This window comes from Pseudomonas sp. TH31, assembly GCF_016650815.1.
GTDB lineage: Bacteria > Pseudomonadota > Gammaproteobacteria > Pseudomonadales > Pseudomonadaceae > Aquipseudomonas.
In genome coordinates this window covers 164,055-189,644 of record NZ_JAEKEZ010000038.1, presented here as the reverse complement: position 1 = coordinate 189,644, position 25,590 = coordinate 164,055, and the positions used below count along the sequence as shown (strand labels likewise).

Below are 25,590 nucleotides of genomic sequence, written 5' to 3'. Positions count from 1 at the left end.
CTTCAAGGCAGGCGTCATCCTGCATCACGTGGTTCGCCAACTCATCGCTTATCATTTACCAAGCGGGGTTGGGTCCCCCAAGCTCCCCACCCACTGCAGGGCCGAACGTACTCGCGAAGCCCCCACGACGCGCGGGCTTTTTAACTGGACGGTTGAGCACTTCCACCTCCGGGCTCTCGCTGCCTCGGTAGCCGGACACGGGCCTTCTAACAAAATGGTTGAGCGCATCTACCTCAGAAGTCCCGCTGCGTCGGTAGGCTTCCTCTCCGCTCTCGGTGCGCCGGTAGCCGGGCGCGAGCTTTTTATCGAACTGGTTGAGCGCGTCCACCTCCGAAGCCCCGCTGCGTCGATAGGCTTCCTCCCCGCTCTCGGTGCGCCGGTAGCCGGGCGCGGGCCTTCTAACGAAATGGTTGAGCGCGCCCACCTCCGAAGTCCCTCTGCCACTCTGCTGTGCACGGGGCACCAATGCCAAGGCTGGAGCGGCAGCGCATTCGCGGCCTTCAAGCGGCAGGAAAATGGGTGCCTGAACATCAAGGGCGGCGTCGGGAGCCGGCTGCGGGTACATTGCCTGGACCGCTTTGTATCCCCCATACGCGAGGCCCGTTATCGCAACGCCACCTCCCGTTATAAGGGCGGCGAGGGGCGATCTGCGAATTGTCAGCGCAGAGCGTGCCGCCGCCAGACCCTGCCCCGTCGCTTGAACGCTGTCGAGAAAACCGTCACCTTCACCACCCATGTCATAGGCAACATCAGCGGTGGCAGGCAGGTCGCCTGCCATAACCCCGGGCAACCCGAACGCAGGCCTCAGTTGATTGGCAATCGTCTTGCGGTGACCTTCGTCTGTCAGTGCCCCGGCACGGGCCTGCGGTAAGGGTGAAAGCCCGGGCACGGGCGCAACCAAATCCTGATGCACAACGTCCTGGATCGGTTGGCTGATCTGCGGCGCCGCCATGGCTTTGCCAGCGTGGTGCTCGCTGATCCCGACGCGATGCATCGGCTGCGCCCAAGACAGCAGTAAACGAGACAAGGCCTCCATCCTCTGCTCCCCGCCTGCGGTCTGCGACGAGGCCCCTTGCTGATGTTCCGCTGCGCGCTTGTAGTCTTTGACCGGGAACCGCTCAATAACTGTTTGAGGCGTGTGGCGGTCTCGAGGGATTTTTTCGACGAGTCGTTGCACGACTTTTACAGCGTCGAGTGCAGGAGAAGCAACGAGCAACTTTTCTACCAGGCTGTCGATGGACTCGTGTAAATCTGTGGTATTCATCCCCTGCGTCTTTAGACACTCTTCGACGTAAAAATGCAAAGTGTCCTTCGCGAGCAAGAGCCCGCAGATATTCGCCTGAGCGCCCAGGGGCAGTTCGCTCAGAAACTTGCCGGAGGGGGCTCTTACGGTTTGGTAGTCCTCGTGGCGTCGCAACAAATTCGCCGCCTTTTCCTGCGGGGTAGCGCTGGTCTCGAAGGGCGAGGCCACAGGCTGATTGGAGGACGAGCGGGCGACCCGAGCAAAGCCGCTACCTGCTTCGCTACACCCGTTCCCTGTAGTCAAAAGCCCCAGGTGCAGGGCGGTGCACGGCTGAGGCGCGGAGCCCATGGGCGATTTAATAGCGCCTGTTGTATGACTCAACGATGTAGCGTTAACAGCGATCATGATGCCTCTCCTGCGTTGGGGTGCTTCGATCAAGACCTGTCCTGTGTGGGAGCAACCTCCATGAGGGACAGGCACTGCAATTAGGCGCCAGCGCCCAGGCAACTTTTTTCAAAAAACGCTCGAAACCCAAGTGACCGACGTGCCGATGTGTAACTTGAGAACTTCAGGCACGGCGGCCCACACGCCCCCTGCAGGAGCAACCTCTCGCCCACATTGGTTCTTCATCTGATTCAGGACCTTCTCCACGCCTGCTATCATGCGCAACACCCCCACCCGCCCAGGATCGCGTCGCTCGCCATGGATTACCGCAAACCCTCCGACCGCAAAAGCATGCATTCGCGCATCGTCCAGGAACTGGGCATGCAGATCGTCTCCGGACGCTTCAAGCCCGACGACAAACTGCCCGCCGAAGCGCTGTTGTGCGAAGAGTACGCGGTCAGTCGCCCGGTATTGCGCGAAGCCACGCGGGTGCTGGTCGCCAAGGGCCTGGTGTATTCCCGGCCGCGGGTCGGCACGGTGGTCAAGGCGCGCAAGGAATGGCACATGCTCGACCCGGACGTGCTGCACTGGCTGATGCAAAGCAGCCCGCAAAATGAATTCTTCAGCCTGCTGACCAGCGTGCGCAGCATCATCGAACCCGCTGCCGCCGCCCTTGCTGCGCAGTACGCCACCGACGCGGACATCGCCGCCATCGGCGAAGCCTACCAACGGATGGAAGCTGCGCCGACGCCGCAAGCGCTGTTGCAGCCGGACCTGGACTTCCACAGCCGCATCGCCGACGCGACCCACAACGACTTGCTGGCCAACCTGTGCAACATGCTGTCGGTGGCGATTGCCGAGGCGTTGAAGCATTCCAACCAGCGGCCGAATCTGCATGAACTGGCGCTGCCACGGCATAAGGCGATTTTGACCGCGATCGAGAATCGTGACGCGCTGGGTGCGCGGCATGCGACGCTGGTGCAGCTCGATGATGCGCGCAGTGCTTTGAATGTGGTGCTCGGCGCGGAATTGTCATAGAGCAAAGTCAAAAGATCGTCCGAAGGCTCGGGCCGCGTTCGGACGATCTTTTGATCTTGGCGCCCACAAAAAAGCCGCAACCCGAGTTGCGGCTTTTCTGTCTCAGCCAGGGATCAGTGAGCAAACAACGAATTGCCCTTCTGCCCCGCCAGTTTCTCCGGTTTGATCAGGAACCGTGCCAGCGCCGGCAACAGCCACAGCGCGCCGAACATGTTCCAGAGCAGCATGAAGGTCAGCATCAGGCCCATGTCGGCCTGGAACTTGATGGCCGAGAAGATCCAGGTGCACACGCCGATAGCCAGGCACAAACCGGTGAACAGCACCGCTTTACCGGTGGACTTCAGCGTCTGGTAATACGCCTCTTGCAGCGGCAGGCCAGCACGCAGGAAGCTTTCCAGGCGGCTGTAGATGTAGATGCCGTAGTCCACGCCGATCCCCACGCCCAGCGCCACCACCGGCAGGGTCGCGACTTTGACGCCGATGCCCATGAAGGCCATCAGGGCGTTGCCGAGTACCGAGGTCAACACCAGCGGCAGCACAATGCACAAGGTCGCCGCCCAGGAACGGAAGGTGATCATGCACATGGTCGCGACGCAGAGGTACACCAGGATCAGGATCGTCAGCTCCGATTCCTTGATGACTTCGTTGGTCGCCGCTTCGATCCCGGCGTTACCGGCGGCGAGGATGAACTCCAGGCCGTCCGTGTTGTTTGCCTTGGCGAAGTCCTGCACCGCATGTACCGCACGGTCAAGGGTCGCGGCCTTGTGGTCGTTGAGGAACACCAGCACCGGCGCCAGGGAGCAACTGTTGTTGTACAGGCCATCAGCCCGGGCGATGGAGTTGTTCAGCACGTCCGGGTTGCGTGACAGGGTTTCCCATTTCAGGTTGCCCTCGTTCATGCCCTTGATCATTTGCTTGGACACGGTCACCAGCGAGATCGCGGACTGCACGCCCTCGGTGTTCTGCATCTTCCACATCAGCTCATCGATCGGCGCCATGGCTTCGTAGCGCGAGCAGCCTTCTGCCTTGGTCTTGACCATCACCACCAACACGTCGGAGCTGGTGGAGTAGTTGTTGATGATGAAGTTGTTGTCCTTGTTGTAGCGCGAGTCCGGACGCAATTCCGGTGCGCCCTGGTCAAGGTCACCGATTTTCAGGTTCTGGCTATACCAAAGGCCGCCACCGAAGGCGATCAGGGCCAGGACAATGGAAACCGGGGCGACTTTCTTGCTGGCAAAGTTCGACAGCAGGCGCCAGAAAGGGTGTTCGCGGACCGCATCCTTTTTGCTGCGCTCGACCGCTCGTTTGCTGATACCAACGTAGGAAATCGCCACTGGCAACAGAATCAGGTTGGTGAACACGATCACCGCCACGCCGATAGAGGCGCCGATGGCCAGTTCACGAATCACGCCGATGTCGATGATCAGCAGCGTAATGAAGCCCACCGCATCCGCGAGAATCGCGATCATCCCCGGCAGGAACAGTTGCCGGAAGGTACGTCGCGCCGCGGTCAAGGCGTTATCGGCCTCGCTGGACTGCAAGGCGATCCCGTTGATTTTCTGCACGCCGTGGGAAATACCGATGGCGAAAATCAGGAACGGCACCAGCATCGAGTAGGGATCAAGCCCGAAACCAAACGCGTGCATCAACCCGAGTTGCCAGACCACCGCCACCAGCGTCGTACTCAACACCGCCACGGTACTGCGCATGCAGTTGGTGAACCAGTACAGCAGGATCAAGGTGATAACGAAGGCGATGCCGAAGAACATCACTACCATGACCAGACCATCGATCAGGTCGCCGACTTTCTTGGCGAACCCGACGATGTGGATCTTCACGTTAGGGTTCTGGGCTTCAAACTTGTTGCGAATCTTGTCTTCGAGTTCGTGGGAGAACTTGCGATAGTCCAGGGCCAGCAACTTGCCCTGGTCTTGCGGGTCCGGGTAGGACTCCTGCAGCGGGATGTCGACGATGCTCGACTTGAAGTCGTTGGACACCAGCCGCCCGACCTGACCGGACTTGAGTACGTTGTTGCGCAGCAGATCAAGACTTTCCTGGGAGCCGTCGTAGCTTTGCGGGATCACTTCACCGCCGGCGAAGCCCTCCTCCGTCACCTCGGTCCAGCGCACGCTCGGGCTCCACAGCGACTTGAGGCCGGAACGGTCGACGCCGGAGATGTAGAACACCTCGTCGTTGATCTGACGCAGGGTCTCCATGTATTCCTTGGAGAAGATATCGCCGTCGGTGGCTTCGACCGAGATACGCACGGTGTTGCCGAGGTTCGCCAGATCGTTGCGGTGCTCCATCATCTTTTGAATGAACGGATGTTCGAGCGGGATCATTTTTTCGAAGCTGGTGGACGGCCGGATCAGCGTCGCCTGCCAGAACAGGAAGATACTCACCAGCAGGCAGATGACGATCACTGCCGGGCGGTTGTTGAAAATCAGGCGTTCAAGAAACGTCGCCTTGTCTTGGTGATGACTTGTCATGGATGTCATGTCTCCGCCCTTCTTATTATGTGGCCCGGCTTATTTGCTGAGCTCGGCGCCGGTTGGCGAAGTGGCGCGAACGCCGCCCTGTCCTGCCAGAATCAGATTGCCGTTACCTGCTGCAGTGACTGCCGAGACGGAAATCCGGTCCGGGCGGTTGAACACCGTGAAGGTCTCGCCGTTGTCGCTGCTGCTGATCACCGAGCCGCCGTTGCCAACGATCACAATGGAGCCGTCATCGAGCAACGTCGCACCGGACAGGCCAAACTCCAGCGAACCGCGGGCGGCCTTCAACTCGATTGGCGCCCAGGTGCTGCCGAAATCGGTGGAGCGAAACAGATTCCCGCGCAGCCCGTAGGCCAGCAAGGTGTCGGGCTGCGCCGTGCCGATCACGCCGAACAGCGAACCTTGATACGGACCTTCGAGCTTTTCCCAGGTCTGGCCCCAATCGGCGGAACGAAACATGCTGCCCTGCTCGCCAACGACAAACAGCCCGGCATCCTTGACTGCGGCGATGGCGTTGAGGTGGAACTGGTCGGTGTTGTCGAGGCGAGCGCTGACGTCTGCCCAGTTTTTGCCGCCGTCGGTGGTTTCCAGCAAGGCGCCATAAGCGCCCACGGCGAAGCCGCTGTTGACGTCCTTGAACCAGACATCGAGCAGCGGCGCTTCGCGTTTCAGGTCTTCGAATTGCTTGGTCCAGCTGACGCCGCCATCTTCGCTGGCGAGGATCTGCGCGTCATGCCCGACGGCCCAGCCGTGCTTGTCATCGACAAAAAACACCGCCGTCAGCAGTTGCCGGGTCGGCACCTTGGCTTGGGTCCAGGTCGCGCCCTGATCATCGGAATACAGGATATGCCCGCGATCCCCGACCGCCACCAGGCGCTTGCCGGCGTGGACGACATCAAGCATCAGGCTTTTGGCAGCCTTGGCGGATTCAACGGCATACACCGTATCGGCTGCTGGCGCGTCGGCGGCAATCACCGGTGCCGACAGCACGGCGCAACCCAACAGCGAGAGCGCTGTAGCCAGCAACGCGAACTTGCGTAGTGCCGGCGGGCGGCAAATACCCACACCCATGACAGGCTCACTCATAGACCTTCCCCCATTATTATTGTTAGGTCGTTCAACCTTTCAGGGCGCCGTAAGGGTGCTCGTGGTGATTGGCTGGCTGGAGCATAGTCCTGAAACCTGCAATCTAGAGCCCCTTCGGAAGCTGGCTTATCCTATCGGGCTTTGGAAAGGTCTGACAATCGACGCCACGTTATGTTTTGTTAACCTGAGGACGTTAGGGGCTGGGTGAATGATTGGGTATTAGGTGGAGTTATTTTTGTGTTCGGGGTTTTGGGTGAATATCCGTTTCTTCGGTCACGGCGGATATGGGTTCCGCTCTTACAGCGGGTTACTTTGAAAAGCGCAAAGTAACCAAACGCTTTTGCCCCTTTCGTTCGGTGCCTCGCTAAGGCTCGGCATGCCCTCGCTCCGGTCCTGCTCCGTGGGCCCGCCGCCATCGGCCATCCATGGCCGGGGGCGGCTAACCCGGCATCCATGCCGGGTTGCCCACTGCGCAGAACCTCCACTCGGCCTCTCGAGGAGGCGTGCATCGCAACAGCTCTCGAGGCGAGCTAACGCTCGGCCTTGCAACATCAAAAGATCGCAGCCTCGTTTCACTCGACAGCTCCTACGTGGTCATGCGTTTGTTCTTGATTGTTTTCAGTACGAGAAAACACCCTGACTCAAACGCCCCCATCCTCTGTAGGAGCTGTCGAGTGAAACGAGGCTGCGATCTTTTGATCTTGATCTTGCTTCTGCTTTTGATCTTGATCTGCCCCGTCGGAAGGCCGAACGCAGGTTCTGCGCAGTGGGCACCGCGGCAGGGATGCCGCGGTAGCCGCCCCCGGCCATGGATGGCCGATGGCGGCGGGCCCACGGAGCAGGACCGGAGCGAGGGCATGCCGAGCCTAGGCGAGGCACCGTACGTCAGGGGCGAAAGCGTTTGGTTACTTTGCGCTTTTCAAAGTGACCCGCTGTAAGAGCGGAACCATAAGAAGCCGTCACCGCAGGAATGGATATGTACACCATCCAAAAATAGACCGACCCGAACGCCGCCATCGCGAGCAGGCTCACTCCCACAATGTGATTGATGTGCATCCGCAAGAGACAGGTCGGCTATAAGGCCGCCTTCGCAGGCAAGCCAGCTCCCACAGTTTGATAGGTGTACAGCCGCGAGAGGCGGGTCGGCAGTGCGGCCGCCTTCGCGGGTAAACCTCGCGCCTACGCCAGGCTTTTGCTGACCACTTCAAACACATCGCTGGACAACTGACCCGAAGCCCGAATGCGCTCCAGCTCAGCTTTCATCAACGCCTGACGAGCGTCGTCGTATTTGCGCCAGCGAGTCAGCGGCGCCAACTGCCGAGAAGCAATCTGCGGATTAAAACCGTTCAGCTCGATCACCAGATCCGCCAGGAAGCGATACCCCGACCCATCCAACCCATGGAAGTTGATCAGGTTCTGCCCGGCAAACGCCCCCACCAACGCCCGCACCTTGTTCGGATTCTTGATATTGAACGCCGGGTGCTGCATCAACTGACGAACCCGCGCCAGACCACCCGGCAACGTGCTGCCGGCCTGAACGCTGAACCACTGATCCATGACCAGCGGATTGTCCTTGAAGTGCTCGGCAAAACTGGCCAGGGCCGTGGCTTTTTCGTCTTCAAACGACGAGTTGACCAACACCGCCAACGCCGTCAGGCGCTCGGTCATGTTGTCGCCGGTCTCGAACTGTTCAAGGGTCGCGGCCAACACTTCTGGCTTAGCGCTGAGCATCAGGTACGACAGCGTGATGTTCTGCAACGCGCGACGAGCGAAGTGCTCGGCCTCGGCGACATACGGGGTTTTCTTCGACAGATCGCGGTTGGCCTGATAACGCAGCCACAGCGCTTCGAACAAAGTGTCCGCCAACTGCTTGCGAACGAACTCGCGAGCGGTGTGAATCGCGTCAACATCAGCCACTTCGCTGATTTCAGTCAGGTACGCCTCGCCCGGCAGCGAAAGCATTTCCGCGACCATGGCCTGGTCCAGCGTCTCGTCGGACAGCACGGTACGCAAGGCCGAAACCAGTCGCTGATCCAGCACCAGCGCTTCACCCTTCTGCTGCTGGGCGATCAGTTCTTGCAGCACCTGCACCGACAGTTGTTGGCCGGCATCCCAGCGGTTGAAACCGTCGCTGTCGTGCTGCATCAGGAACATCAGTTGATCGCGGTTGTACGGGAAGCTCAGTTTCACCGGCGCCGAGAAGCCACGCAGCAGCGAAGGCAACGGCTGCTCGGCGATGTCGACGAAGGTGAAGGTCTGTTCGGCTTCGGTGACCGAAATCACCCGCGAAGTGCCCTGGGCACTGGCTTCACCGGACAGGCGCAAGGCAATCTCTACACCTTTGGAGTCCAGCAGGCCCAGCTCCACCGGAATCACGAACGGCAGTTTTTCAACCTTGTCCGGAGTTTGCGGGCAGCTCTGGCGGAAGGTCAGGCGGTAGGTTTTCGCCGCCGCGTCGTAGGACTCGCTCACCGCCAAACGCGGTGTACCGGCCTGGCTGTACCAGCGTTTGAACTGGGTCAGGTCGACACCGTTGGCGTCTTCCATGGCCTTGATGAAGTCGTCACAGGTCACGGCCTGGCCGTCGTGGCGATCGAAATACAGGTCGCTGCCTTTACGGAAGCCTGCGGCGCCGAGCAAGGTGTGGATCATGCCGACCACTTCCGAGCCCTTTTCGTACACGGTCAGGGTGTAGAAGTTGGAAATCTCGATAAAGCTGTCCGGGCGCACCGCATGGGCCATGGGGCCGGCGTCTTCAGCGAACTGGTGGGTCCGCAAGTACGCCACGTCCTGGATGCGCTTGACCGTGGCCGAGTTCATGTCCGCGGAGAAGCCGGAATCGCGGAACACGGTGAAGCCTTCCTTGAGCGACAACTGGAACCAGTCGCGGCAGGTCACGCGGTTGCCCGACCAGTTGTGGAAGTATTCGTGGGCAACGATCGCCTCGACCCGCTGGTGCGCGGCGTCGGTAGCGGTTTCGGCCCGGGCCAGCACGGCGCTGGAGTTGAAGATATTGAGGCCCTTGTTCTCCATGGCGCCCATGTTGAAGTCATTGACCGCGACGATCATGAAGATGTCCAGATCGTATTCGCGACCGTAGACCTCTTCGTCCCAGCGCATCGACTTCTTCAGGCTGTTCATGGCGTGTTGGCACTTGTCGATGTTTTCCGGCTCGACGTAGATGCGCAGCGCCACAGAGCGCTCGGTCATGGTGGTGAAGGTGTCTTCGACACACCACAAGTCACCGGCCACCAGCGCGAACAGGTAAGCCGGTTTCTTGAACGGGTCTTCCCAGGTCGCCCAGTGCCGACCGTCTTCGCCAGGGCCGCTGGCAATCGGGTTGCCGTTGGACAGCAGCACCGGATAGCTGTGCTGCTCGGCGACCACGGTGGTGGTGAACGTGCTCATCACGTCCGGGCGGTCTAGGTAATAGGTGATCTTGCGAAAGCCTTCGGCCTCGCACTGGGTGCAGAACATGGTGCCGGATTTGTACAGGCCTTCCAGCGCGGTGTTGGTTTCCGGGTGGATCCTGACGCTGGTATCGACCGTGAACGTGGTGCTGGTCGGGTGCAGGGTCAGGTGATTTTCCGTCAACTGGTAGTCGGCGGCGGTCAATTCGCTGTCGGCCAGGATCACCGACAGCAGCTCGATCTGCTGGCCGTCCAGCACCAGCGGCGGCAGGCCCGGGCCACGCTCGGGATTGCGGCGCATCACCAGTTGCGCATGGACCAGGCTGTGGTCCTCGAACAACTCGAAGGTCAGGTGCGTCTCGTCGATCAGGTACTCGGGCGCCTGATAGTCCTTCAGGTAGATCATCTTCGGTTGTTCGGTGCGCATGCTGGAGTCCTTACTGATGCACGGCGAGCTGGTAGGCCGTGTACTTACGAATATTGATCACGCCGGTGTCGAAGATCAGGTATTGGCCCTTGATCCCCAGCAGCGTGCCTTCGGCAATCGGGTTCTTGTCCAGGTTGAAGCTGACGATTTTGGCCGGGTATTGCTCGATCGGATAGCGGATTTCGAGCGGTTCCACATCGGTAATTTTCTGGGTTGCTTGCAGTCCGAATCGTTCCTGCAAGGTTTGCAGGCCCTCGGCGCAGCTATCAAACAGCTGGTCGCGAACTTCGGCCAGATTCACCGACACCGCGTCGCCCTTGAGTAAAGCACGCCAATTGGTCTTGTCAGCTACCTGACTACGGAACAGGTCTTCGACGAAACCCGACTGTTGACGGGTCGAGACACGCATGATCGGCAAGGCCTGGCGGGCACCCTGGTCGATCCAGCGGGTCGGCAACTGGGTGGCGCGGGTAATCCCGACCTTGACTCCCGAGGAGTTGGACAGGTAGACGATGTGATCAGTCATGCAGAACGTCTGGCCCCACTCCGGCTCTCGGCAGGTGCCGGCGTCAAAGTGGCAACGCTCCGGGCTCATGATGCAGAGGTCGCACCGGGCCAGTTTGGTCATGCACGGGTAGCAATAACCCTGGCTGAAACTGGTTTTGGTCTTGCGCCCGCAATGGGAGCAGAAAATCGCCCCCAGGTACTCCAGGCGCACTGTCGTACCGATCATTGGATTGACCGGCACCTCGGTGTCGTCCAGACGAAAAGCGTACTGCACGTTCGGCCCGTCAAGGCGCGCCGACATTTTGCTGATTGCACCGCGGCCAATCTCGATCAATGGATGGCATCCGACTTGAACAGGATGTTCGGCACGCTGATCGACTTCGAGCTGCATTCCTGCGGGCCCATGTAGCCGGTGCGTTCTTCTTCGGGCAGGTTCTGGATTTCCCAGGCGATCATCGCTTGCAGGGACAGTTCGCGCTGCTCGGCGGTGAGTTTGCCACCGTCGGACCATTTGCCGATTTCCACCGCCAGTTTCAGGCTCTGGTAGATATCCGGGGTGATGTTTTTGATCATTTCGTTAAAAGAGGACATCAGGGTCTCCGCGCTCTTTATTCAAATACGGTTTTAGACGGCGAGTTTACGGCGGTTGTACAAACCGCCCAACAAACCGGTGAAGCAGCCGATGAGTAACCCGCCGACGTGGGCCGCGTTGGCAATTTCACCGAAACCGATCATCGAGATCAGTCCGGACATGCACAACACCAGCCACACCAGCATCATCACCAACACGCCGCGCGGCAGGCGATAGGCCGGGTTTGGCGACAGCAGCTGGAAGATCCAGCAATGCCCGAGCAAGCCGTACAGCACGCCGGACAAGCCACCGAACAGGTTCGCACCGCTGTAATAATACTGGGCGTAGTTCGAAACCAGGCTGAACAGCAAGGTCAGGCCAATCAGGTTGATGCTGCCCTGGCGCGCCTCGATGCGCCGCCCCAGTTCCCAGTACCACATGCCGTTCATGGCCAGGTGCAGGAAGCCGAAGTGGATCAGCATCGGCGTCACCAGACGCCACCACTGCCCCGCTGCCAGGCTGTCGGCCAACGGTTTGAAATGAATGTATTCGCCGACCACGCGGAAATCGAGGAAGGTAAACCAGCGCATCGTGTCGAGGTTTTCACCCAGCAACGTCACGGCGCCGACGATCAGGCACAGCAACAGAACAGCGGCGGTCGCCTTGCTGTAACGCAACTGTTCGACGAAACCCGGGCGACGCAAGGTTTGCGCCAGCGGAATGTCGAGTTGCTGGTCGGGATCACCGGCCGGGAAGCGTTCATACAGCGAACGCACGTCCTCGCTGATATTGTCCGGTACCCACAGCACCTGTTCGCCCGCCTCTTCGCTGACCCTATGCGGCACCTGCATGCGCTGCAACAGCTTGACGAACCCGCTCAGATCCGCCGTCAGTGGCAGGCGCAATACGGCAACGGTACTCATTGCAGCACCTCCGGCCGTTCGACATCGACCCAGACAAATTTATGCGGGTCGAGGCGGGTTTCCTGGTCCAGGCGATAGGCCACGAGCTTGCCGTAAAGCACCGCGCTGTAATCCAGGCAGGCCAGGTTCGGCCGGATCGGCGCCGGTTTGCCGCTGCGCCAGTAGTGGCCGACGAACAACAAAGGCTCATCGATGCCGTAACGCAGCAAGGTGTCTTTTTCGCTGGACGACAGTGGCGTACGGGCCACCGGCTCAGGCAAGGCGTCAGGCTGGAACACAATGTCTCCGTAGGTTTGCGGGTCGTCTTCCCAGAATTTGGTGCGGAAGAACGAACGCGTCAGGCCATCGCCACTGGTCATGGTCTGGCCATCGGGCAAGCGCATGTCGGTGCCGCGCAGCGAGCGATCGAACACGGTGCAGGCAAAACTGCCCGGCACGGCCGAAGCCTGGAGGAAATGCTCATCGATACAGCCGTCGGGGAACAGCGCGCGCAACGGCTCGATCAGGCCGGCATCCCAGCAGGCGTGTACCACCCGGAAACGTCCGGCATCGACGAACAGGGGCAACTCGTAGAACCACTGCTGGAAGTCATGCCAGTCGCCGGGATGATCTTCAAATTGGGTCAGGGTTTCCCCCAGCAGCCGGGCGTGGCGCGGAGTGTGCTCACGCACGAATTGCTTGCCGCTGCCGGGCGGTGCCGGCGTGCTCCAGCCCAGTGCGTTGAACTCATGGTTGCCCATGATGCACAGCGCCTGGCCGGCCGCGACCATGTCGTGGACGATATGCAGCGCTTCGCGAATGCGCGGGCCACGGTCGATGATGTCACCGACGAACACCGCCATACGCGACGGATGCCGCCAGACGCCCGCTTGTTTGTGATAACCGAGCCGGTCGAGCAAGTGCTCAAGAGTCAGAGCGCAACCGTGCACGTCACCGATCAGGTCGTAGCTTCGCGCGGGATCGAGCATCAGTCGCCTCCACCACCCAATCGACTGCCCCAACCGAGCTTGGTCCGGCACACTTCGTAGTAGTTGTGGTCGAGGGGGTGGATCAGCCGCAACTTCTGGGCCTTTTTGCTGATGGTGATGGTGTCGCCCGGCGCGCAGGTGAAGTGGTTCTGCCCATCGCAGGAGACTTGCGGGTAGATCTGCATATCCTTGGACACGACGATTTTCAGCTCACTGTTGCCATCGACCACAATTGGCCTGCCTGACAAGGTATGGGGGTACATCGGCACAATCACAATAGCGTCGAGCTTGGGATGCATGATCGGCCCGCCTGCCGACAGCGCATAAGCGGTCGAACCGGTTGGCGTCGCGACGATCAGGCCGTCGGCCTTCTGGCTGCAGACGAACTGGCCGTCGATGTACAGCTCGAACTCGATCATTCGCGTCGATTTGCCGGGGTGCAGCACCACGTCGTTCAGCGCATCGCCCTGGCCAATGGCCTCGGCATGGCGACGGACTTCGGCTTGCAGCAGGAAGCGGTTTTCCACCAGATAGTGGCCGTCGAGCACTTCGGCGACTTTGACTTCCAGCTCATCGGGGCGGATATCGGTCAGGAAACCCAGGCTGCCGCGGTTGATCCCCAGCACCGGAATATTGTGCCGGGCCAGCGCTCGCGCGGCGCCGAGCAGGCTGCCGTCACCGCCGACCACAATCACCATGTCACAGACTTCGCCGAGCATCTTGCGCGATGAGGTTTGCAGGCCATGACCCGGCAGGACTTCGGCGATGGTGTCTTCGAGGATCACGTGCAGGTGACGATCGAGCAGAAACCGTTTCAGTCGGCGGACGGTATCCAGCACCTGCGAACTGCCCAGGCGACCGATGATGCCGATATTACGAAATTGCTCCATGGGGCTCCTGCGAGTTTCTGCGACGGGCTAAAGCGACGATTATGGGCGAAAGCACGGCGTAGACAAAACCCTTTCAGCCATGACTTAAGAGGCTATGCTCGCAGAATGATCTTATTCCCGGACTTGCTCCAGCTACCCCACCAGTTGCGCCACCCTGAAGTGCGCGACCTGGCCTGGGTCATCCTCGCGCCGCCGATGCTTGACGAGACGCCGTGGCCGCAGCGCCATCCGCTGGCCGGCAGCGACTGGGTGCAGGCGCCGGAACGCCTGGAGCACTGGCTGCGACAACTGGATCGCGACAGTTATGACTTGCTGCACTGGCTGGCGCAGGCCCGGACCCGGCGCCTGGGCCTGTATTACGAACGCCTGTGGCAATACGTCGTGCGCCATGCGCCGGGCATCGAGCTGATCGCGGCCAACCTGCCGATCCGCCGCGAGGGTCATACCCTGGGTGAGCTGGACATGCTGCTGCGCGACCGTGACGGCGTGCATCACCTGGAACTGGCAATCAAACTCTACCTCGGCCCGCAGAATGGCGATGGACACGACACCGCCCAGTGGCTCGGCCCCGGCTGTCATGATCGACTGGACCGTAAACTGGCGCACTTGAGCCAGCATCAACTGCCGATTTCTGCGCGACCGGAAAGCCGCGAAGTGCTGGCGGCACTGGATATTCAGCAGTTCAGTGCGCATTTGTGGCTGGGCGGCTATCTGCTGTATCCGTGGCCGGGGCAGTCCGAGTCACCAAGTGGCGCCCATCCCCAGCACTTGCGCGGTAGCTGGCTGCATCAGAAGGATTGGGCGGACTTCGTCGTGCAACGCCCGCCCGGTCGTTGGCTACCCCTGCCCCGCCATGCCTGGCTGGCCCCGGCGCATTATCCGGCGGAACAGACCTGGACCACTGGGCAGTTGGATGCGTGGTTCAGTGAACTGGAGCCGGAGGCGCCGGCACAGTTGATGGTGCGGCTGGCAGAGAATGCCAGTGGGGATTGGGAAGAAGCCGAGCGGTTGTTTCTGGTGGCGGATCTTTGGCCGAATGTGCCGGGTAGTGGTTGAACTTGACGCCAATCCACGTAGGAGCTGCCACAGGCTGCGATCTTGTGATCTTGATCTTTAAAATCAAAAGATCGCAGCCTGCGGCAGCTCCTACATGGCCAACCGCACCGCCAACGTCACCAACAACACCGGCACCATCAGCACAATCCCGACCTTGAAGTAATGCCAGCGTAGCAGTTCGGCATTGCGTTTACGGACCTGGATCGGGGCAAAAAGAACACGGGCTGCGCCCCGGCAATGGCGCTCAACTGCGCCTTGCCTGTGCCGGCGTTATTGCATGACCGCACAACCGACCGAGGAGCAAGCCGCCGCGTGGCTGTCGGAAATCGAGGCGATGATCTTTAGCCGATTGGCCAGTACGCCATAACCCCTGTAGGAGCGAAGCTTGCTCGCGAAGACGGTGTGTCAGCCAACATCAACGTTGAATGTACAGTCGCCTTCGCGAGCAAGCTTTGCTCCTGCAAGGTGTTTGTCACATTTTCTTGTGTTGTTCGACCCACTGCCCGTAAGCATTGATGAAGCTCTGCAAGAATGGCTTCACCGATTCGCTCAGTTTGCCTGCCGCGTCGAACGCTGTCCCGGCACCACTGAGGTAGGCTTCCGGCTGCTGCATGCACGGCACATTGAGAAACACCATCGACTGACGCAGGTGATGATTGGCACCGAAACCGCCAATGGCACCTGGTGAAACGCTGATCACACCCCCCGGCTTGCCATTCCAGGCACTTTTGCCATACGGACGCGAACCTACGTCAATCGCATTCTTCATCGGTGCCGGCACCGAACGGTTGTATTCCGGGGTCACAAACAGCACTGCGTCGGATGAGCTCACTTGTTGCCGAAAAGTGCTGTAGGCTGCCGGCGGTGAAGCGCCATCGATGTCTTCGTTGTAGAGTGGCAAGTCGCCAATTTCGACGATGTTCAGTTTCAGATTGCCAGGCGCCAGATCAGCCAGGGCCAGCGCGACCTTGCGATTGATCGATTCTTTTCTCAAGCTGCCGACTATGACGGCGATCGTGTAGACGTTGCTCATGGAAGATTCTCGACTAACGATGGAAAGAGCCTGTAGTTATAGATGACGATTCATTCAGCGGGCGAGCGAAAATTGCCACCCCTGACTATTTTTTTCCTGTAGGAAAACTTACCTCGCCCAACCACGGTCTACTGAGCCGCAAATTGAGTGATTTATCTCCAGAGGTTCTAAGCAGATGGCAGCAGTACTCGTCGGTCAGTTCCATGCAAGAGACGCGGAAGGCCGCGTTTATTCCGTGCATGAGTTCCAGGAATCCACCCCGTCGGCAGACGGTGTCGAAGGCACGGAGCCTGTCACCACCTACAAACTGGCCATTGGCGATCGCATGAAGAAGCTCGATGACAACCGGTTCCAGTTGATCCAGTCGGATATCACCCTCACTCGCGAACCGGACACTTATGTCGGCAGCCTGCCGGAAACCACCGTTGCCTCATAACCCGGTGTTATGAGCAGAAGTCATATGCGCGCACTTGAGTTAGGATTCAGACACTGACTCCCTCACCTGCTGAACATGGACTTCATGCATGCGTTTACGTCATATCGAAGTGATCCAGGCGCTCTTGCAGACCGGTCACCTGGGCACCGCCGCCGAATGGCTGCAGTTGCCCGTGACCGAGGTCGAAGGGATTTTGCGTGATGCCGAGGGTCAGTTGGGCTTCATGCTGTTTTCCAGCGTGCGCGGTCGCTTGCAGGCCACGCGCGAGGCGCGGGAGTTGCAGGTCGAGATCGCCCATGTCTATGAAGCCCTCGAACCGGTGCAACGCCTGGCCAACAGCCTCAAGCAATATTTGGCGCCGCCGCTGCGCATCATCGGCACCCCGCCGCTGACTCAACAGTTATTGCCTCACAGCATCGCGGCCCTGCGCCGACGCTTTCCCGACGCACCCTGCACCCTCCTCAACCAACCCACCCGCGAGATCGTCCGCAGCCTGCTGCTGCGCGAAAGCGATTTGGGCCTGAGCCTGCACGACCCCGACCACGCCGACATCGATTGCCAAGTGATTGCCCAGGGCAAACTCCAGCTGCTGGCGCCTCATGGCTGGCTGCAACCCAAGCAGAAGTATGTGTCGGTGCAAGACCTGGCGGGCCAGGCGATGGTGGGCCTCGACGGCCATGATCCGTTGAGCCCGGCGCTGGAAATCAAGCTGCAAGCGCTACGCCCGGCCTTGATGATCCAAACCCGGGTCCAGACCCATCAGATGATGCGCAGCATGGTCGAGGCCGGCGAAGGCCTGGCCATCGTCGACCCTTTCACCGCCCTCGGGGCCAAATCGTCCGGGCTGGATGTTTGCCCACTGGCGCCGGCCGTGCCGATCAGTCTCTACGCCCTGACCTTGAAGAACGCCGAGCCCTCGCCCGCCGTTCAGGCCTTGCTGGCGATCATCACGGAACAAGCCGTGGCGATGCTGGCGAACTGATCGGATTTTCCAGCGGGTTATCGAACAGCCGGTACCAGAACAACGCCACTTCGGCGGTGTTCGGGTCGATGCCGCGATAGCGCAGATGATCGACCCCGCCAATCACAAAACCACAGCGCTCATAGAGCCGGCAGGCGCCCAGGTTGTTGTTTTGGGTTTCGAGCATGATGCCCGGCAGTTTCTTCTTGCGACTCCAGAACTGCGCCACATCGAGCAGCGACTTGGCTACGCCGTGACGACGGGCCGGCGCATGCACCGCCAGTTCATCGATGTGGGCAAAACCGTTCCAGTTGGTGCTGACCACCAGGTGACCCACCGGCTCGTCATCCAGATAGGCCATGAAAATCGCACTGTCGGCGGCATCACGGAAACTGCTGAACTCTTCCGGATCGATGCCATAGCACTTGCGATAAGGGGTGATCGGCGTCACCGGCCACTGCGCCACTGGCTTGCCGATTTCGGCAGCACCGTAGGCGGCGACTTCAAAACTGAAATCGCTGCCCCAGATGTAGGCCGCAAAACCATCATCGGCGACACGCACCGACAGGCCAGGGTATTTCGGATTCATGACCGGTTGCATACTGGGAAAGGTCCTCATTCCTTGATGCAATCGACGGTGTACTGCCGCCCATTGCCCTCGTCTTCGTGTTGCAAGCCGTGCACATCGGCGACAAACCCGGGAAGCTGCTGTCGAAGGTACGGGCGAATGCCAGGTAGTCGATGATCGAGCGTGTCGACTCGGTGAAGCGCTCACCGGGCATGATCAATGGAATCCCCGGCGGGTACGGCACCAGCATCACAGCGGCGATTCGCCCATCCAGGGCATCGATCGACACCGCCTCGACCTCACTGCGGACTAAATGATCATAGGCGTCAGCGGGCTTCATGGCGATTTCCGGCAGTACGGTATACATGCGCTTGAGGTGTTTGGCCGTGGCATTGCTGCGGTAGCAGGCGTGCAGTTGATCGCACAGATCGCGCAGGCCCATGCCCTGATAACGCACCGGATTTTCCTGAGTGACACAGGGCAGGCAGGTGCCAAGGCTGACGTTGGCGTCGTAACTGCGCTTGAATTCCAGCAACTCGGTCAGCAGCGTGCTCCACTTGCCCTTGGTGATGCCCATGGAGAACAGCACCAGAAACGAATAGAGCCCGGTCTTCTCGACCACCAATCCGCGCTCCCAAAGGAATTTACTGACCACCGCCGCTGGAATCCCGCGCTCACTCAAGGCGCCGCCCGCGGTCAGGCCGGGCATGACCAGCGTGACCTTGATCGGGTCGAGCAGCACGTAATCATCCGTCACGCCGCCGAAGCCGTGCCAGTCGGCGTCGGGTTGCAGCAGCCAGTCTGCGGTAACCACCTGAGTGATCCCTTCCACCGACGGCGGCTGCCAGATGGAAAACCACCAGTCGTCCGCCGCAATGTGCTGACGCAGATTGGCCAGTGCGCGGCGAAAGCTCAGGGCTTCATCGAACATTTCCTGGAGCAGCGAACGCCCGGCCGGGCCTTCCATCATCGCCGACGCCACGTCCAGCGACGCGATGATGCTGTACTGCGGCGAGGTGGAGATGTGCATCATGAACGCTTCGTTGAAACGGTCGCGGTCCAGTTGCCGTGCACCGCCGTCCTGCACGTGGATCATCGACGCCTGACTGAACGCTGCCAGCAATTTGTGGGTGGAATGGGTGGTGAACACCAGCGGGCTGTCTTCGCTGCGCGAAGTGCCCATGCCGTAGCGGCCGGCGAAGAACTCGTGAAACGCCGCATAGGCATACCAGGCCTCGTCGAAGTGCAAGACCTCGACGCTATTGCCCAGGTTCTGCTTGATCAGCTCGGCGTTGTAGCACAAGCCGTCGTAGGTCGAATTGGTCACCACCGCCAACTTGACCTTGGGCGCGCGGCCCTTGGTCAGCGGGCTGGCATCGATCTTGGCCTGGATTGATTCGCGACTGAACTCGCTCAGCGGAATCGGGCCGATGATGCCCAGCTCATTACGCTCCGGGCACAGGTACAGCGGGATGGCGCCGGTCATGATGATCGAGTGCAAGACCGACTTGTGGCAATTGCGATCCACCAGCACCAGGTCATCCCGGGCAACCATGGAGTGCCAGACGATTTTGTTCGCCGTCGAGGTGCCATTGATCACGAAAAAGGTGTGATCGGCACCGAAATTGCGCGCGGCCCGGGCCTCGGCTTCGGCCAGCGGGCCCGTGTGATCGAGCAGCGAACCCAGCTCTGGCACGGACACCGACAAATCCGAACGCAGGGTGTTTTCCCCGAAGAACTGGTGAAACGCCTGCCCCACCGGGCTCTTGTGATACGCCACGCCACCGCCATGGCCCGGGGTGTGCCAGGAATAGTTGGAATCGGCAGTGTGCTGCACCAAGGCCTTGAAGAACGGTGGCAACAGGCCGTCCAGGTACTTGCGCGCTGCCCGGGCCACCTGACGGGCGAGGAACGGCACGGTGTCTTCGAACAGATACAGAATGCCGCGTAATTGATTGAGCTCGGCCATGGCGTCGGCCGGGGCGTTTTCCAGGGTGACTTGCTCGCCGAGGGCGAAGATCGGCAGGTCCGGTGCTCGCACCCGCGCCAGACCTATCAGCTCGGCCATGTTGTGCAAGAGATGGGAGTTGCTGCTGGCGTCTTCGGCGGCGATCAACATGCACGAGAGGCCGTGATGGGTCGAGGCGACCAGCCGCCCTTCGGTGTAATCCACTGCACTGAGAATGCTGAAGCCTTCCTGCTCCAGCTCCCGGGCGATGCCACGCACGCGGTCACCGGCAACGGTGTCGGCCTTGATGTCGCGATGGACGATCAAGACCGGGAATTTCAAATCTTTATACATGGGGCTCAGTGTCCTGAGGCGGCAGACCATGGGCCTGTCAATCACCTCAGGGTAGAGGGTTGAGGCGGATGTAGCGAGCGCCGATGCCCCAAAGAAGGTCAGTGGCTGACTGTGTAGCAGCTCGTTCGGCCTGTAGCAGCTGTCGAGCAACGCGAGGCAGCGTTCGGCTGCGCAGCAGCCGTAAACCCGATGAATGAGGTCCAACAGCAGAACCGAGTTGCCTGATTTTACGACTGCTGCGCAGCCGAACGCAGCCTTCGGCAGCTGCTACAGTTCAGGCCTCAGCCTTGGCATCCACCAACTGCTGCCACAACGACGGCGCACCGGCGGATTTGGCCACCGCTTCGAGGCGAACCAGACCTGTAGCAGCTGCCGAAGGCTGCGTTCGAGGGCGAAGCCCTCGCCTGCGTCAGAAGTAATGTGTGGCGCCTGTTGGCGAGCGCTGCGCGCTCGAACGCAGCCTTCGGCAGCTGCTACAGTTCAGGCCTGAGCCTTGGCATCCACCAACTGCTGCCACAACGACGGCGCACCGGCGGATTTGGCCACTGCTTCGAGGCGAACCAGGTGCTGCGCCAGGTCATCTTCGCTGGCGCGGATGATCCGGGTTGGCTGACGATCTGCCGGCAGGCGGCGAATCTCGGTAGCGGAGTTGTCCGCGCCCTCGCCCGAACCGTTACCGTCAGACGCGTTACCGGCCAGGGACAGGCTGGTCTGGCCGCCGGTCATGGTCAGGTAAACGTCGGCGAGAATCTCGGAATCGAGCAACGCGCCGTGCAGTTCGCGGCCGGAGTTGTCGACGCCGTAGCGTTTGCACAGGGCGTCGAGGCTGTTGCGCTGCCCTGGGTGACGTTCCCGGGCCATCATCAGGGTGTCGAGGATCGAGCAGTGCTGCGTGATGTCAGCGCGATCCTGCTGACCCATCAGCGCGAATTCGTTGTTGATGAAGCCAACGTCGAACGGCGCGTTATGGATGATCAGCTGCGCGCCCTTGATGAATTCGAAGAACTCATCGGCCACTTCAGCGAAACGCGGCTTGCCCACCAGGAATTCGTTGGTGATGCCGTGGACACCGATGGCGCCTTCATCACTCTCGCGGTCCGGTTGCAGGTAAACGTGAAAATGCCGGCCCGTGAGACGCCGACCGATCAACTCGACACAACCGATTTCGACAATACGATGGCCGTCGGTCACCGGCATGCCGGTGGTTTCGGTATCGAGTACAACCATCCTTTGAGCCATATGCTGTTAAATCCTCATCTCTCGTCACCCTGCCGTCACCCTGCGAAGGCCGGCGATATTAACACACCGGATCAATCCGAAAACGAACACTGTTCCCGAGCGTGACGGTGCCGGCGATGACTTCCATCCCCTGCTGCGACTCATGACCAGGACCCTCGCTCAAATCGAACGCGACGAAGGCGGCTGCACCTCAAACCCTTGGATTTTCTGATGAACAATCCATTGGAGTTGGAGAGCTATTACCAGTGCCCGCGAAATCCCCGCGTGCCTGACCGCGTACAGAAGAACGCGAACAGCCAGTGCGCGAGGGTGCCTTGAACTAACGGTTGAAACGGGGGTGCGCCGGCCTTGGGCAATGATTAACCACTGGTTGCCGGCGTAGCCAAGCGGCGCAAAGTGCTTCACCAGGTCATGCAATAAAACCGTTCAAGCGGTTTTGCCAAGGTGTTCGAACTGACATTGGTCCTGGGCATCCTTGAGACTGGCTTCGAACTCCGCCAGCCCTGCGTAGACTTTCTGCAACCCTTCGATCTGGGTCATCAGTTCCTGTTTTTTGTCGACGATCGCCTTGTTCGCCAGGTCCCAGGGTAACGCCTGGCCCCGGTGATCCTGCAGGATCGCCCGCATTTCCTTGAGCTTGAAGCCCAATTGCTGAGCGCACTTGATAAAACTCAGCAACTCAACGCTCTGCAGGCTGTAAACCCGATATTTCCCTTCGCGCCGGGGCGGCGGTAACAAGCCAATGTCTTCATAGTGACGGATACTTTTGATCGTCGTGCCCGACAACTGGGCGGCTTTGCCGATATACATGAAAAGTCCTTTTTTATGGCCGGAAAGAGGCGCGCGCGCCGCATTTTCACATACCTGCGCGAAGGCGGTAACCCGAAGGCGTTCAATGGCGGGGGGTACTCGGCATCGCCTGTTGCAAGGCGATGCTGCGCAAGGTGCGTATCAGTGGCTGGCGATTGCCCGGGCTTGCTTGAGCCAGGCATCCCGCTGGTTGGGCTTGGAACCGAGCAGCGGTCCAAACGCCAGGGTCTTCAACGTCTTGATGCCACAGAACTCCAGCGTGGTCTTGCGCATCTGGTGCAGGCCAGGCATGCGATAAACCCACTTGTAGTACCACGGTGGCGTGTCCATCGTGACCAGCAGGTGAGCCGTTCGTCCTTTCAGGAGTTTGTCGGGAAAGGCCTGGCCTTCGCGGTACTTGAAGGCAAAACCGGGCAGGAATACCCGGTCGAAGAAGCCTTTCATCAAGGCCGGGATGCCGCCCCACCAGATCGGATAGACAAAGGCCAGGTGCTCAGCCCAAGTGATATCGGCCTGGGCCTTGAGCAGATCGGGCTCCAGTTGCTGAATCTGTTTATAGCCATCGTGCAGCACCGGATCGAAAGTCAGCGCATCCAGTCGTAACAGACGCACATCATGCCCGGCACTTTTTGCCGCCTCGACATAAGTCTGCGTCAAGGCACCACAGAAACTCTCGGTTGAAGGGTGACCCAGAATCACCAGTACTCGCTTGCTCATCTTCACTACACCCTGCAAGTGGAGCGCTCAGGGTAGAGTGTGCCCCTAACGGGAGAGTCAATGGTCGGTTTGGCCAGGGCCAGGGATAATCAGGCTTGCGACAGTTGGTGGAAATCTTGACCGGGTATTCGCGGGGGGATTGAAGCGGCGTTTGCACGAATTCGCAGCGTGATTGGCGACCGGTTGTATTCGGATCAACAACTGGCGAGTGCCATTTTGATACTGTGAACACAACCCTTGTAGGAGCTGCCGAAGGCTGCGATCTTTTGATCTTCGCTGTTAAGGGCAACGTCAAAAGATCGCAGCCTTCGGCAGCTCCTACAGGGAAATTGTGATCGGCCGTTAATCCTGCTTGTACCCGCGCACATCATCCACGCCACGGTTGGCCAACTGGTCGGCCCGTTCGTTGCCGTGGTGGCCGATGTGACCACGCACCCATTTCCAGGTTACGTTGTGGCGGTTGACCTGTTCGTCCAGCAGCTTCCACAGGTCAGCGTTTTTAACCGGTTCCTTGGCGGCGGTTTTCCAGCCGCGCTTCTTCCAGTTGTCCATCCACTCGTTGATGCCTTTCATCACGTACTGGGAGTCCGTCACCAGCAGCACGTCGCAGGAACGCTTGAGTTCTTCCAGGCCTTTGATCGCGCCCATCAGTTCCATGCGATTGTTGGTGGTGTTGGCTTCGCCGCCCCAGAGTTCCTTTTCGACGCCCTTGCACACCAGCAGTGCGCCCCAGCCGCCGGGGCCAGGGTTGCCTTTGCAGGCGCCATCAGTGAACAGTTCTACGCTATCGCTCATGCCAATCTATCCAGAATATGCGGTGGCTCGCCGATCCGGGATCGACGATGCCCGAGGCCGGGCAAGCCCGGCCGGGAAATAAAGAGTGTTTATGGCTCGATGTGACGACGGTTGACCTTGGCCATTGGCAATGGAATCAGCTTGCCCATCGGTTCGCGCCGTTCCTGACGCACTGGCCGCAGGCCTACCACGATCTTGCGCGCGACCAATAAATAGAAGCCGCCGCCCGATAGCTGCCAGTCACCGGCCTTGCGTTCCCAACCGGCCAGACGGGCCTGCCACTTGGGCGACGCAAGCGGCGGACGATAGCACCCGAAGCGGCGTTTCTCCAGCGCGAAACCCAGCAGGTTCAGCCAGTCGCTGACCCGCGATGGCGAAATACAACGGGCGTGGCGCATGGCGTCGTTGGCGAAGACGTGGCGCAAGCCCCAAGTGCTCCAGGGATTGATGCCGACAATCAGCAAATGCCCGCCGGGCCGTACACTGCTCGCCGCTTCGCGCAGCAAACCGTGGGGCGACAGGCAGAAATCCAGCCCATGCTGCAACACCACCACGTCGGCGGCGTGCTCGCTCAAGGGCCAGGCCTGTTCTTCGCAGACGATCTCCACGCCGGGCAATGGCGCGCCGAGGCGCACATTGCGCTGCACTTGCGGCGCGGACGGCGGTGTCTCGGCCTGTGGGCCGTAGTGCACCAGGTAGCCGCCAAAGAACCGGCCCAACTCGTCTTCGAGCATGCGTCGTTCTTCGTCCAGCAGAAATTTCCCGATCGGGCCGGACAGCCATTCACGGGCCGCGCTGATCAATTCCAGCCAGTCAGGATCAGCCTGAGCGAACGCTTTATCGGTCATTGCATTCTCCAAAGCGCCAGGAAGTTCTAAGATGCGCCATTGTTTTCCGCTTGGCGAATCCGACGATGATACAGATCAGTGCCCTGCCCGCCTTCACCGACAACTACATCTGGTTGTTACAGGACCACCGCACCCAACGCTGCGCCGTGGTCGATCCGGGCGACGCCGCACCGGTCCAGGCCTGGCTGGCGGCGCATCCGGGCTGGGTGCTCAGCGATATTCTGATCACTCACCACCATCATGACCATGTCGGCGGCGTCGAGCAGCTGAAAAAAGCGACTGACGCAACCGTCTACGGCCCCGCCAGCGAAACCATCCCGGCACGGGATGTCGCGCTCAAGGACAACGACCGTATCAACGTGCTCGGCTGGGACTTCGATGTGTTCGCCGTCCCCGGCCACACCCTGGGGCACATCGCCTTTTATCAACACGGCCTGCTGTTCTGCGGCGACACCCTGTTCGCCGCCGGTTGCGGCCGGTTGTTCGAAGGCACGCCGGAGCAGATGCACACCTCGCTGACGCGCCTGGCGTCCTTGCCTGAGGATACGCTGGTCTATTGCACCCACGAATACACCCTCAGCAACCTCAAGTTTGCCGCAGCCGTCGAACCGGGTAATCCGGACACCGCCGAACGGCTGGCCAAAGTCACTGCCCAGCGCGAAGCCGGGATCATGACGCTGCCGTCGACTATTGCACTGGAAAAGCTCACCAACCCATTTTTGCGTGTCAAAGAAACATCCGTTAAAGAAAAAGTGGACGAACGGAATGGAACCGATAACCGGGTCCCGAGTGCGGTTTTTGCTGCCTTGCGGGCTTGGAAAGATAAGTTCTAAGCAGGCTACCTATTGGTACAAAAATTCTGAATGGTTGACCGCGACGGGTA

At 60.2% G+C, this 25,590-nt stretch carries 21 protein-coding genes and 1 pseudogene; 5 read left to right on the top strand and 17 right to left on the bottom strand.

The features are described from left to right. Nucleotides 1-55: 55 nt before the first annotated feature. Entirely contained in the window at nt 56-1,648 is a 1,593-nt protein-coding gene (locus JFV26_RS31355) for a hypothetical protein (RefSeq protein WP_201197440.1), read from the bottom strand. Nucleotides 1,649-1,945: 297 nt separating this feature from the next. On the opposite strand from JFV26_RS31355, the gene JFV26_RS31350 reads away from it, so the two are divergent. Continuing rightward, nucleotides 1,946-2,665 (top strand): FadR/GntR family transcriptional regulator, encoded by a 720-nt coding sequence (locus tag JFV26_RS31350; protein WP_201197439.1) that lies wholly within the window; start codon nt 1,946-1,948, stop codon nt 2,663-2,665. 113 nt (nt 2,666-2,778) lie between these two features. Here the strand turns inward: JFV26_RS31350 and JFV26_RS31345 are convergent, their stop codons facing one another. The 8 genes from JFV26_RS31345 to JFV26_RS31310 form a co-directional block, all read right to left on the bottom strand. Then, entirely contained in the window at nt 2,779-5,154 is a 2,376-nt protein-coding gene (locus JFV26_RS31345; RefSeq protein WP_446739958.1) for an efflux RND transporter permease subunit, read from the bottom strand. Nucleotides 5,155-5,193: 39 nt separating this feature from the next. After that, nucleotides 5,194-6,246: a WD40/YVTN/BNR-like repeat-containing protein gene (locus tag JFV26_RS31340; RefSeq protein ID WP_201197437.1), complete on the bottom strand. Its 1,053-nt coding sequence runs from the start codon at nt 6,244-6,246 to the stop codon at nt 5,194-5,196. Nucleotides 6,247-7,425: 1,179 nt separating this feature from the next. Then, complete coding sequence (pepN, locus tag JFV26_RS31335; RefSeq protein WP_201197436.1) at nt 7,426-10,083, bottom strand: aminopeptidase N; 2,658 nt, start codon at nt 10,081-10,083, stop codon at nt 7,426-7,428. A 10-nt stretch (nt 10,084-10,093) separates the two neighbouring features. Next, nucleotides 10,094-10,924, bottom strand: coding sequence for a DUF2797 domain-containing protein (locus JFV26_RS31330; protein ID WP_201197435.1), 831 nt, complete (start codon nt 10,922-10,924; stop codon nt 10,094-10,096). After that, on the bottom strand, nt 10,921-11,181 hold the full coding sequence (locus tag JFV26_RS31325; protein WP_133836178.1) for a YeaC family protein: 261 nt from the start codon (nt 11,179-11,181) through the stop codon (nt 10,921-10,923). Before JFV26_RS31325 ends, JFV26_RS31330 begins: the two co-directional genes overlap by 4 nt. A gap of 33 nt (nt 11,182-11,214) precedes the next feature. Further along, complete coding sequence (locus tag JFV26_RS31320; protein ID WP_201197434.1) at nt 11,215-12,084, bottom strand: rhomboid family intramembrane serine protease; 870 nt, start codon at nt 12,082-12,084, stop codon at nt 11,215-11,217. After that, entirely contained in the window at nt 12,081-13,052 is a 972-nt protein-coding gene (locus JFV26_RS31315; RefSeq protein WP_201197433.1) for a metallophosphoesterase, read from the bottom strand. Before JFV26_RS31315 ends, JFV26_RS31320 begins: the two co-directional genes overlap by 4 nt. Continuing rightward, a complete protein-coding gene (locus tag JFV26_RS31310) occupies nt 13,052-13,942 on the bottom strand; it encodes an NAD(+) kinase (RefSeq protein WP_010459816.1) in 891 nt (296 codons plus the stop codon). The genes JFV26_RS31315 and JFV26_RS31310 overlap by 1 nt, the downstream gene beginning before the upstream one ends. Before the next feature lie 105 nt (nt 13,943-14,047). Between JFV26_RS31310 and JFV26_RS31305 the strand changes: the two genes are divergently transcribed. Further along, nucleotides 14,048-14,998: a DUF1853 family protein gene (locus tag JFV26_RS31305; RefSeq protein ID WP_201197432.1), complete on the top strand. Its 951-nt coding sequence runs from the start codon at nt 14,048-14,050 to the stop codon at nt 14,996-14,998. Nucleotides 14,999-15,470: 472 nt separating this feature from the next. On the opposite strand, the gene JFV26_RS31295 is transcribed toward JFV26_RS31305, so the two are convergent. Then, nucleotides 15,471-16,031 (bottom strand): NADPH-dependent FMN reductase, encoded by a 561-nt coding sequence (locus tag JFV26_RS31295; protein ID WP_201197431.1) that lies wholly within the window; start codon nt 16,029-16,031, stop codon nt 15,471-15,473. A 175-nt stretch (nt 16,032-16,206) separates the two neighbouring features. Between JFV26_RS31295 and JFV26_RS31290 the strand changes: the two genes are divergently transcribed. Next, nucleotides 16,207-16,467 (top strand): hypothetical protein, encoded by a 261-nt coding sequence (locus JFV26_RS31290; protein WP_201197430.1) that lies wholly within the window; start codon nt 16,207-16,209, stop codon nt 16,465-16,467. Nucleotides 16,468-16,555: 88 nt separating this feature from the next. Beyond that, nucleotides 16,556-17,449, top strand: a complete 894-nt coding sequence (locus JFV26_RS31285; RefSeq protein ID WP_201197429.1) for a LysR substrate-binding domain-containing protein — start codon at nt 16,556-16,558, stop codon at nt 17,447-17,449. Here the strand turns inward: JFV26_RS31285 and JFV26_RS31280 are convergent. From JFV26_RS31280 to JFV26_RS31250, 7 genes and pseudogenes are all read right to left on the bottom strand, one after another. Beyond that, nucleotides 17,415-18,029 carry a GNAT family N-acetyltransferase gene (locus JFV26_RS31280; protein ID WP_201197428.1) on the bottom strand — a complete coding sequence of 205 codons (615 nt, stop codon included), beginning with the start codon at nt 18,027-18,029 and terminating at the stop codon, nt 17,415-17,417. The two genes, JFV26_RS31285 and JFV26_RS31280, sit on opposite strands and share 35 nt — an antisense overlap. A 14-nt stretch (nt 18,030-18,043) precedes the next feature. Beyond that, nucleotides 18,044-20,298 (bottom strand): annotated as a pseudogene (locus JFV26_RS31275) (Orn/Lys/Arg family decarboxylase). Between the two features lie 480 nt (nt 20,299-20,778). Next, entirely contained in the window at nt 20,779-21,537 is a 759-nt protein-coding gene (gene dnaQ / locus JFV26_RS31270; RefSeq protein WP_201197427.1) for a DNA polymerase III subunit epsilon, read from the bottom strand. A gap of 426 nt (nt 21,538-21,963) precedes the next feature. After that, nucleotides 21,964-22,347, bottom strand: coding sequence for a MerR family transcriptional regulator (locus JFV26_RS31265; protein ID WP_201197426.1), 384 nt, complete (start codon nt 22,345-22,347; stop codon nt 21,964-21,966). A 141-nt stretch (nt 22,348-22,488) separates the two neighbouring features. Further along, complete coding sequence (locus JFV26_RS31260) at nt 22,489-23,064, bottom strand: NAD(P)H-dependent oxidoreductase (protein WP_201197425.1); 576 nt, start codon at nt 23,062-23,064, stop codon at nt 22,489-22,491. 342 nt (nt 23,065-23,406) lie between these two features. After that, nucleotides 23,407-23,859, bottom strand: a complete 453-nt coding sequence (gene rnhA / locus JFV26_RS31255; protein WP_201197424.1) for a ribonuclease HI — start codon at nt 23,857-23,859, stop codon at nt 23,407-23,409. 89 nt (nt 23,860-23,948) lie between these two features. Beyond that, on the bottom strand, nt 23,949-24,707 hold the full coding sequence (locus tag JFV26_RS31250; RefSeq protein ID WP_201197423.1) for a class I SAM-dependent methyltransferase: 759 nt from the start codon (nt 24,705-24,707) through the stop codon (nt 23,949-23,951). 65 nt (nt 24,708-24,772) lie between these two features. Here JFV26_RS31250 and gloB point away from each other — a divergent pair, with 65 nt between their 5' ends. Then, the gene (gloB, locus tag JFV26_RS31245; RefSeq protein WP_201197422.1) at nt 24,773-25,540 is read left to right on the top strand and encodes a hydroxyacylglutathione hydrolase; all 768 of its coding nucleotides are present in this window, start codon (nt 24,773-24,775) and stop codon (nt 25,538-25,540) included. Nucleotides 25,541-25,590 lie beyond the last annotated feature (50 nt).

Bases quoted from the DNA above. Each gene is read 5' to 3' on its own strand.
- JFV26_RS31295 (WP_201197431.1), bottom strand. From the start codon at position 16,031: ATGAGCAACGTCTACACGATCGCCGTCATAGTCGGCAGCTTGAGAAAA.
- JFV26_RS31290 (WP_201197430.1), top strand. From the start codon at position 16,207: ATGGCAGCAGTACTCGTCGGTCAGTTCCATGCAAGAGACGCGGAAGGC.
- JFV26_RS31345 (WP_446739958.1), bottom strand. From the start codon at position 5,154: ATGACAAGTCATCACCAAGACAAGGCGACGTTTCTTGAACGCCTGATT.
- gloB (WP_201197422.1), top strand. From the start codon at position 24,773: ATGATACAGATCAGTGCCCTGCCCGCCTTCACCGACAACTACATCTGG.
- JFV26_RS31260 (WP_201197425.1), bottom strand. From the start codon at position 23,064: ATGAGCAAGCGAGTACTGGTGATTCTGGGTCACCCTTCAACCGAGAGT.
- JFV26_RS31355 (WP_201197440.1), bottom strand. From the start codon at position 1,648: ATGATCGCTGTTAACGCTACATCGTTGAGTCATACAACAGGCGCTATT.
- JFV26_RS31285 (WP_201197429.1), top strand. From the start codon at position 16,556: ATGCGTTTACGTCATATCGAAGTGATCCAGGCGCTCTTGCAGACCGGT.
- JFV26_RS31305 (WP_201197432.1), top strand. From the start codon at position 14,048: ATGATCTTATTCCCGGACTTGCTCCAGCTACCCCACCAGTTGCGCCAC.
- JFV26_RS31310 (WP_010459816.1), bottom strand. From the start codon at position 13,942: ATGGAGCAATTTCGTAATATCGGCATCATCGGTCGCCTGGGCAGTTCG.
- JFV26_RS31325 (WP_133836178.1), bottom strand. From the start codon at position 11,181: ATGTCCTCTTTTAACGAAATGATCAAAAACATCACCCCGGATATCTAC.
- pepN (WP_201197436.1), bottom strand. From the start codon at position 10,083: ATGCGCACCGAACAACCGAAGATGATCTACCTGAAGGACTATCAGGCG.
- JFV26_RS31340 (WP_201197437.1), bottom strand. From the start codon at position 6,246: ATGAGTGAGCCTGTCATGGGTGTGGGTATTTGCCGCCCGCCGGCACTA.
- JFV26_RS31265 (WP_201197426.1), bottom strand. From the start codon at position 22,347: ATGTATATCGGCAAAGCCGCCCAGTTGTCGGGCACGACGATCAAAAGT.
- JFV26_RS31315 (WP_201197433.1), bottom strand. From the start codon at position 13,052: ATGCTCGATCCCGCGCGAAGCTACGACCTGATCGGTGACGTGCACGGT.
- JFV26_RS31350 (WP_201197439.1), top strand. From the start codon at position 1,946: ATGGATTACCGCAAACCCTCCGACCGCAAAAGCATGCATTCGCGCATC.
- JFV26_RS31280 (WP_201197428.1), bottom strand. From the start codon at position 18,029: ATGCAACCGGTCATGAATCCGAAATACCCTGGCCTGTCGGTGCGTGTC.
- dnaQ (WP_201197427.1), bottom strand. From the start codon at position 21,537: ATGGCTCAAAGGATGGTTGTACTCGATACCGAAACCACCGGCATGCCG.
- JFV26_RS31320 (WP_201197434.1), bottom strand. From the start codon at position 12,084: ATGAGTACCGTTGCCGTATTGCGCCTGCCACTGACGGCGGATCTGAGC.
- JFV26_RS31250 (WP_201197423.1), bottom strand. From the start codon at position 24,707: ATGACCGATAAAGCGTTCGCTCAGGCTGATCCTGACTGGCTGGAATTG.
- rnhA (WP_201197424.1), bottom strand. From the start codon at position 23,859: ATGAGCGATAGCGTAGAACTGTTCACTGATGGCGCCTGCAAAGGCAAC.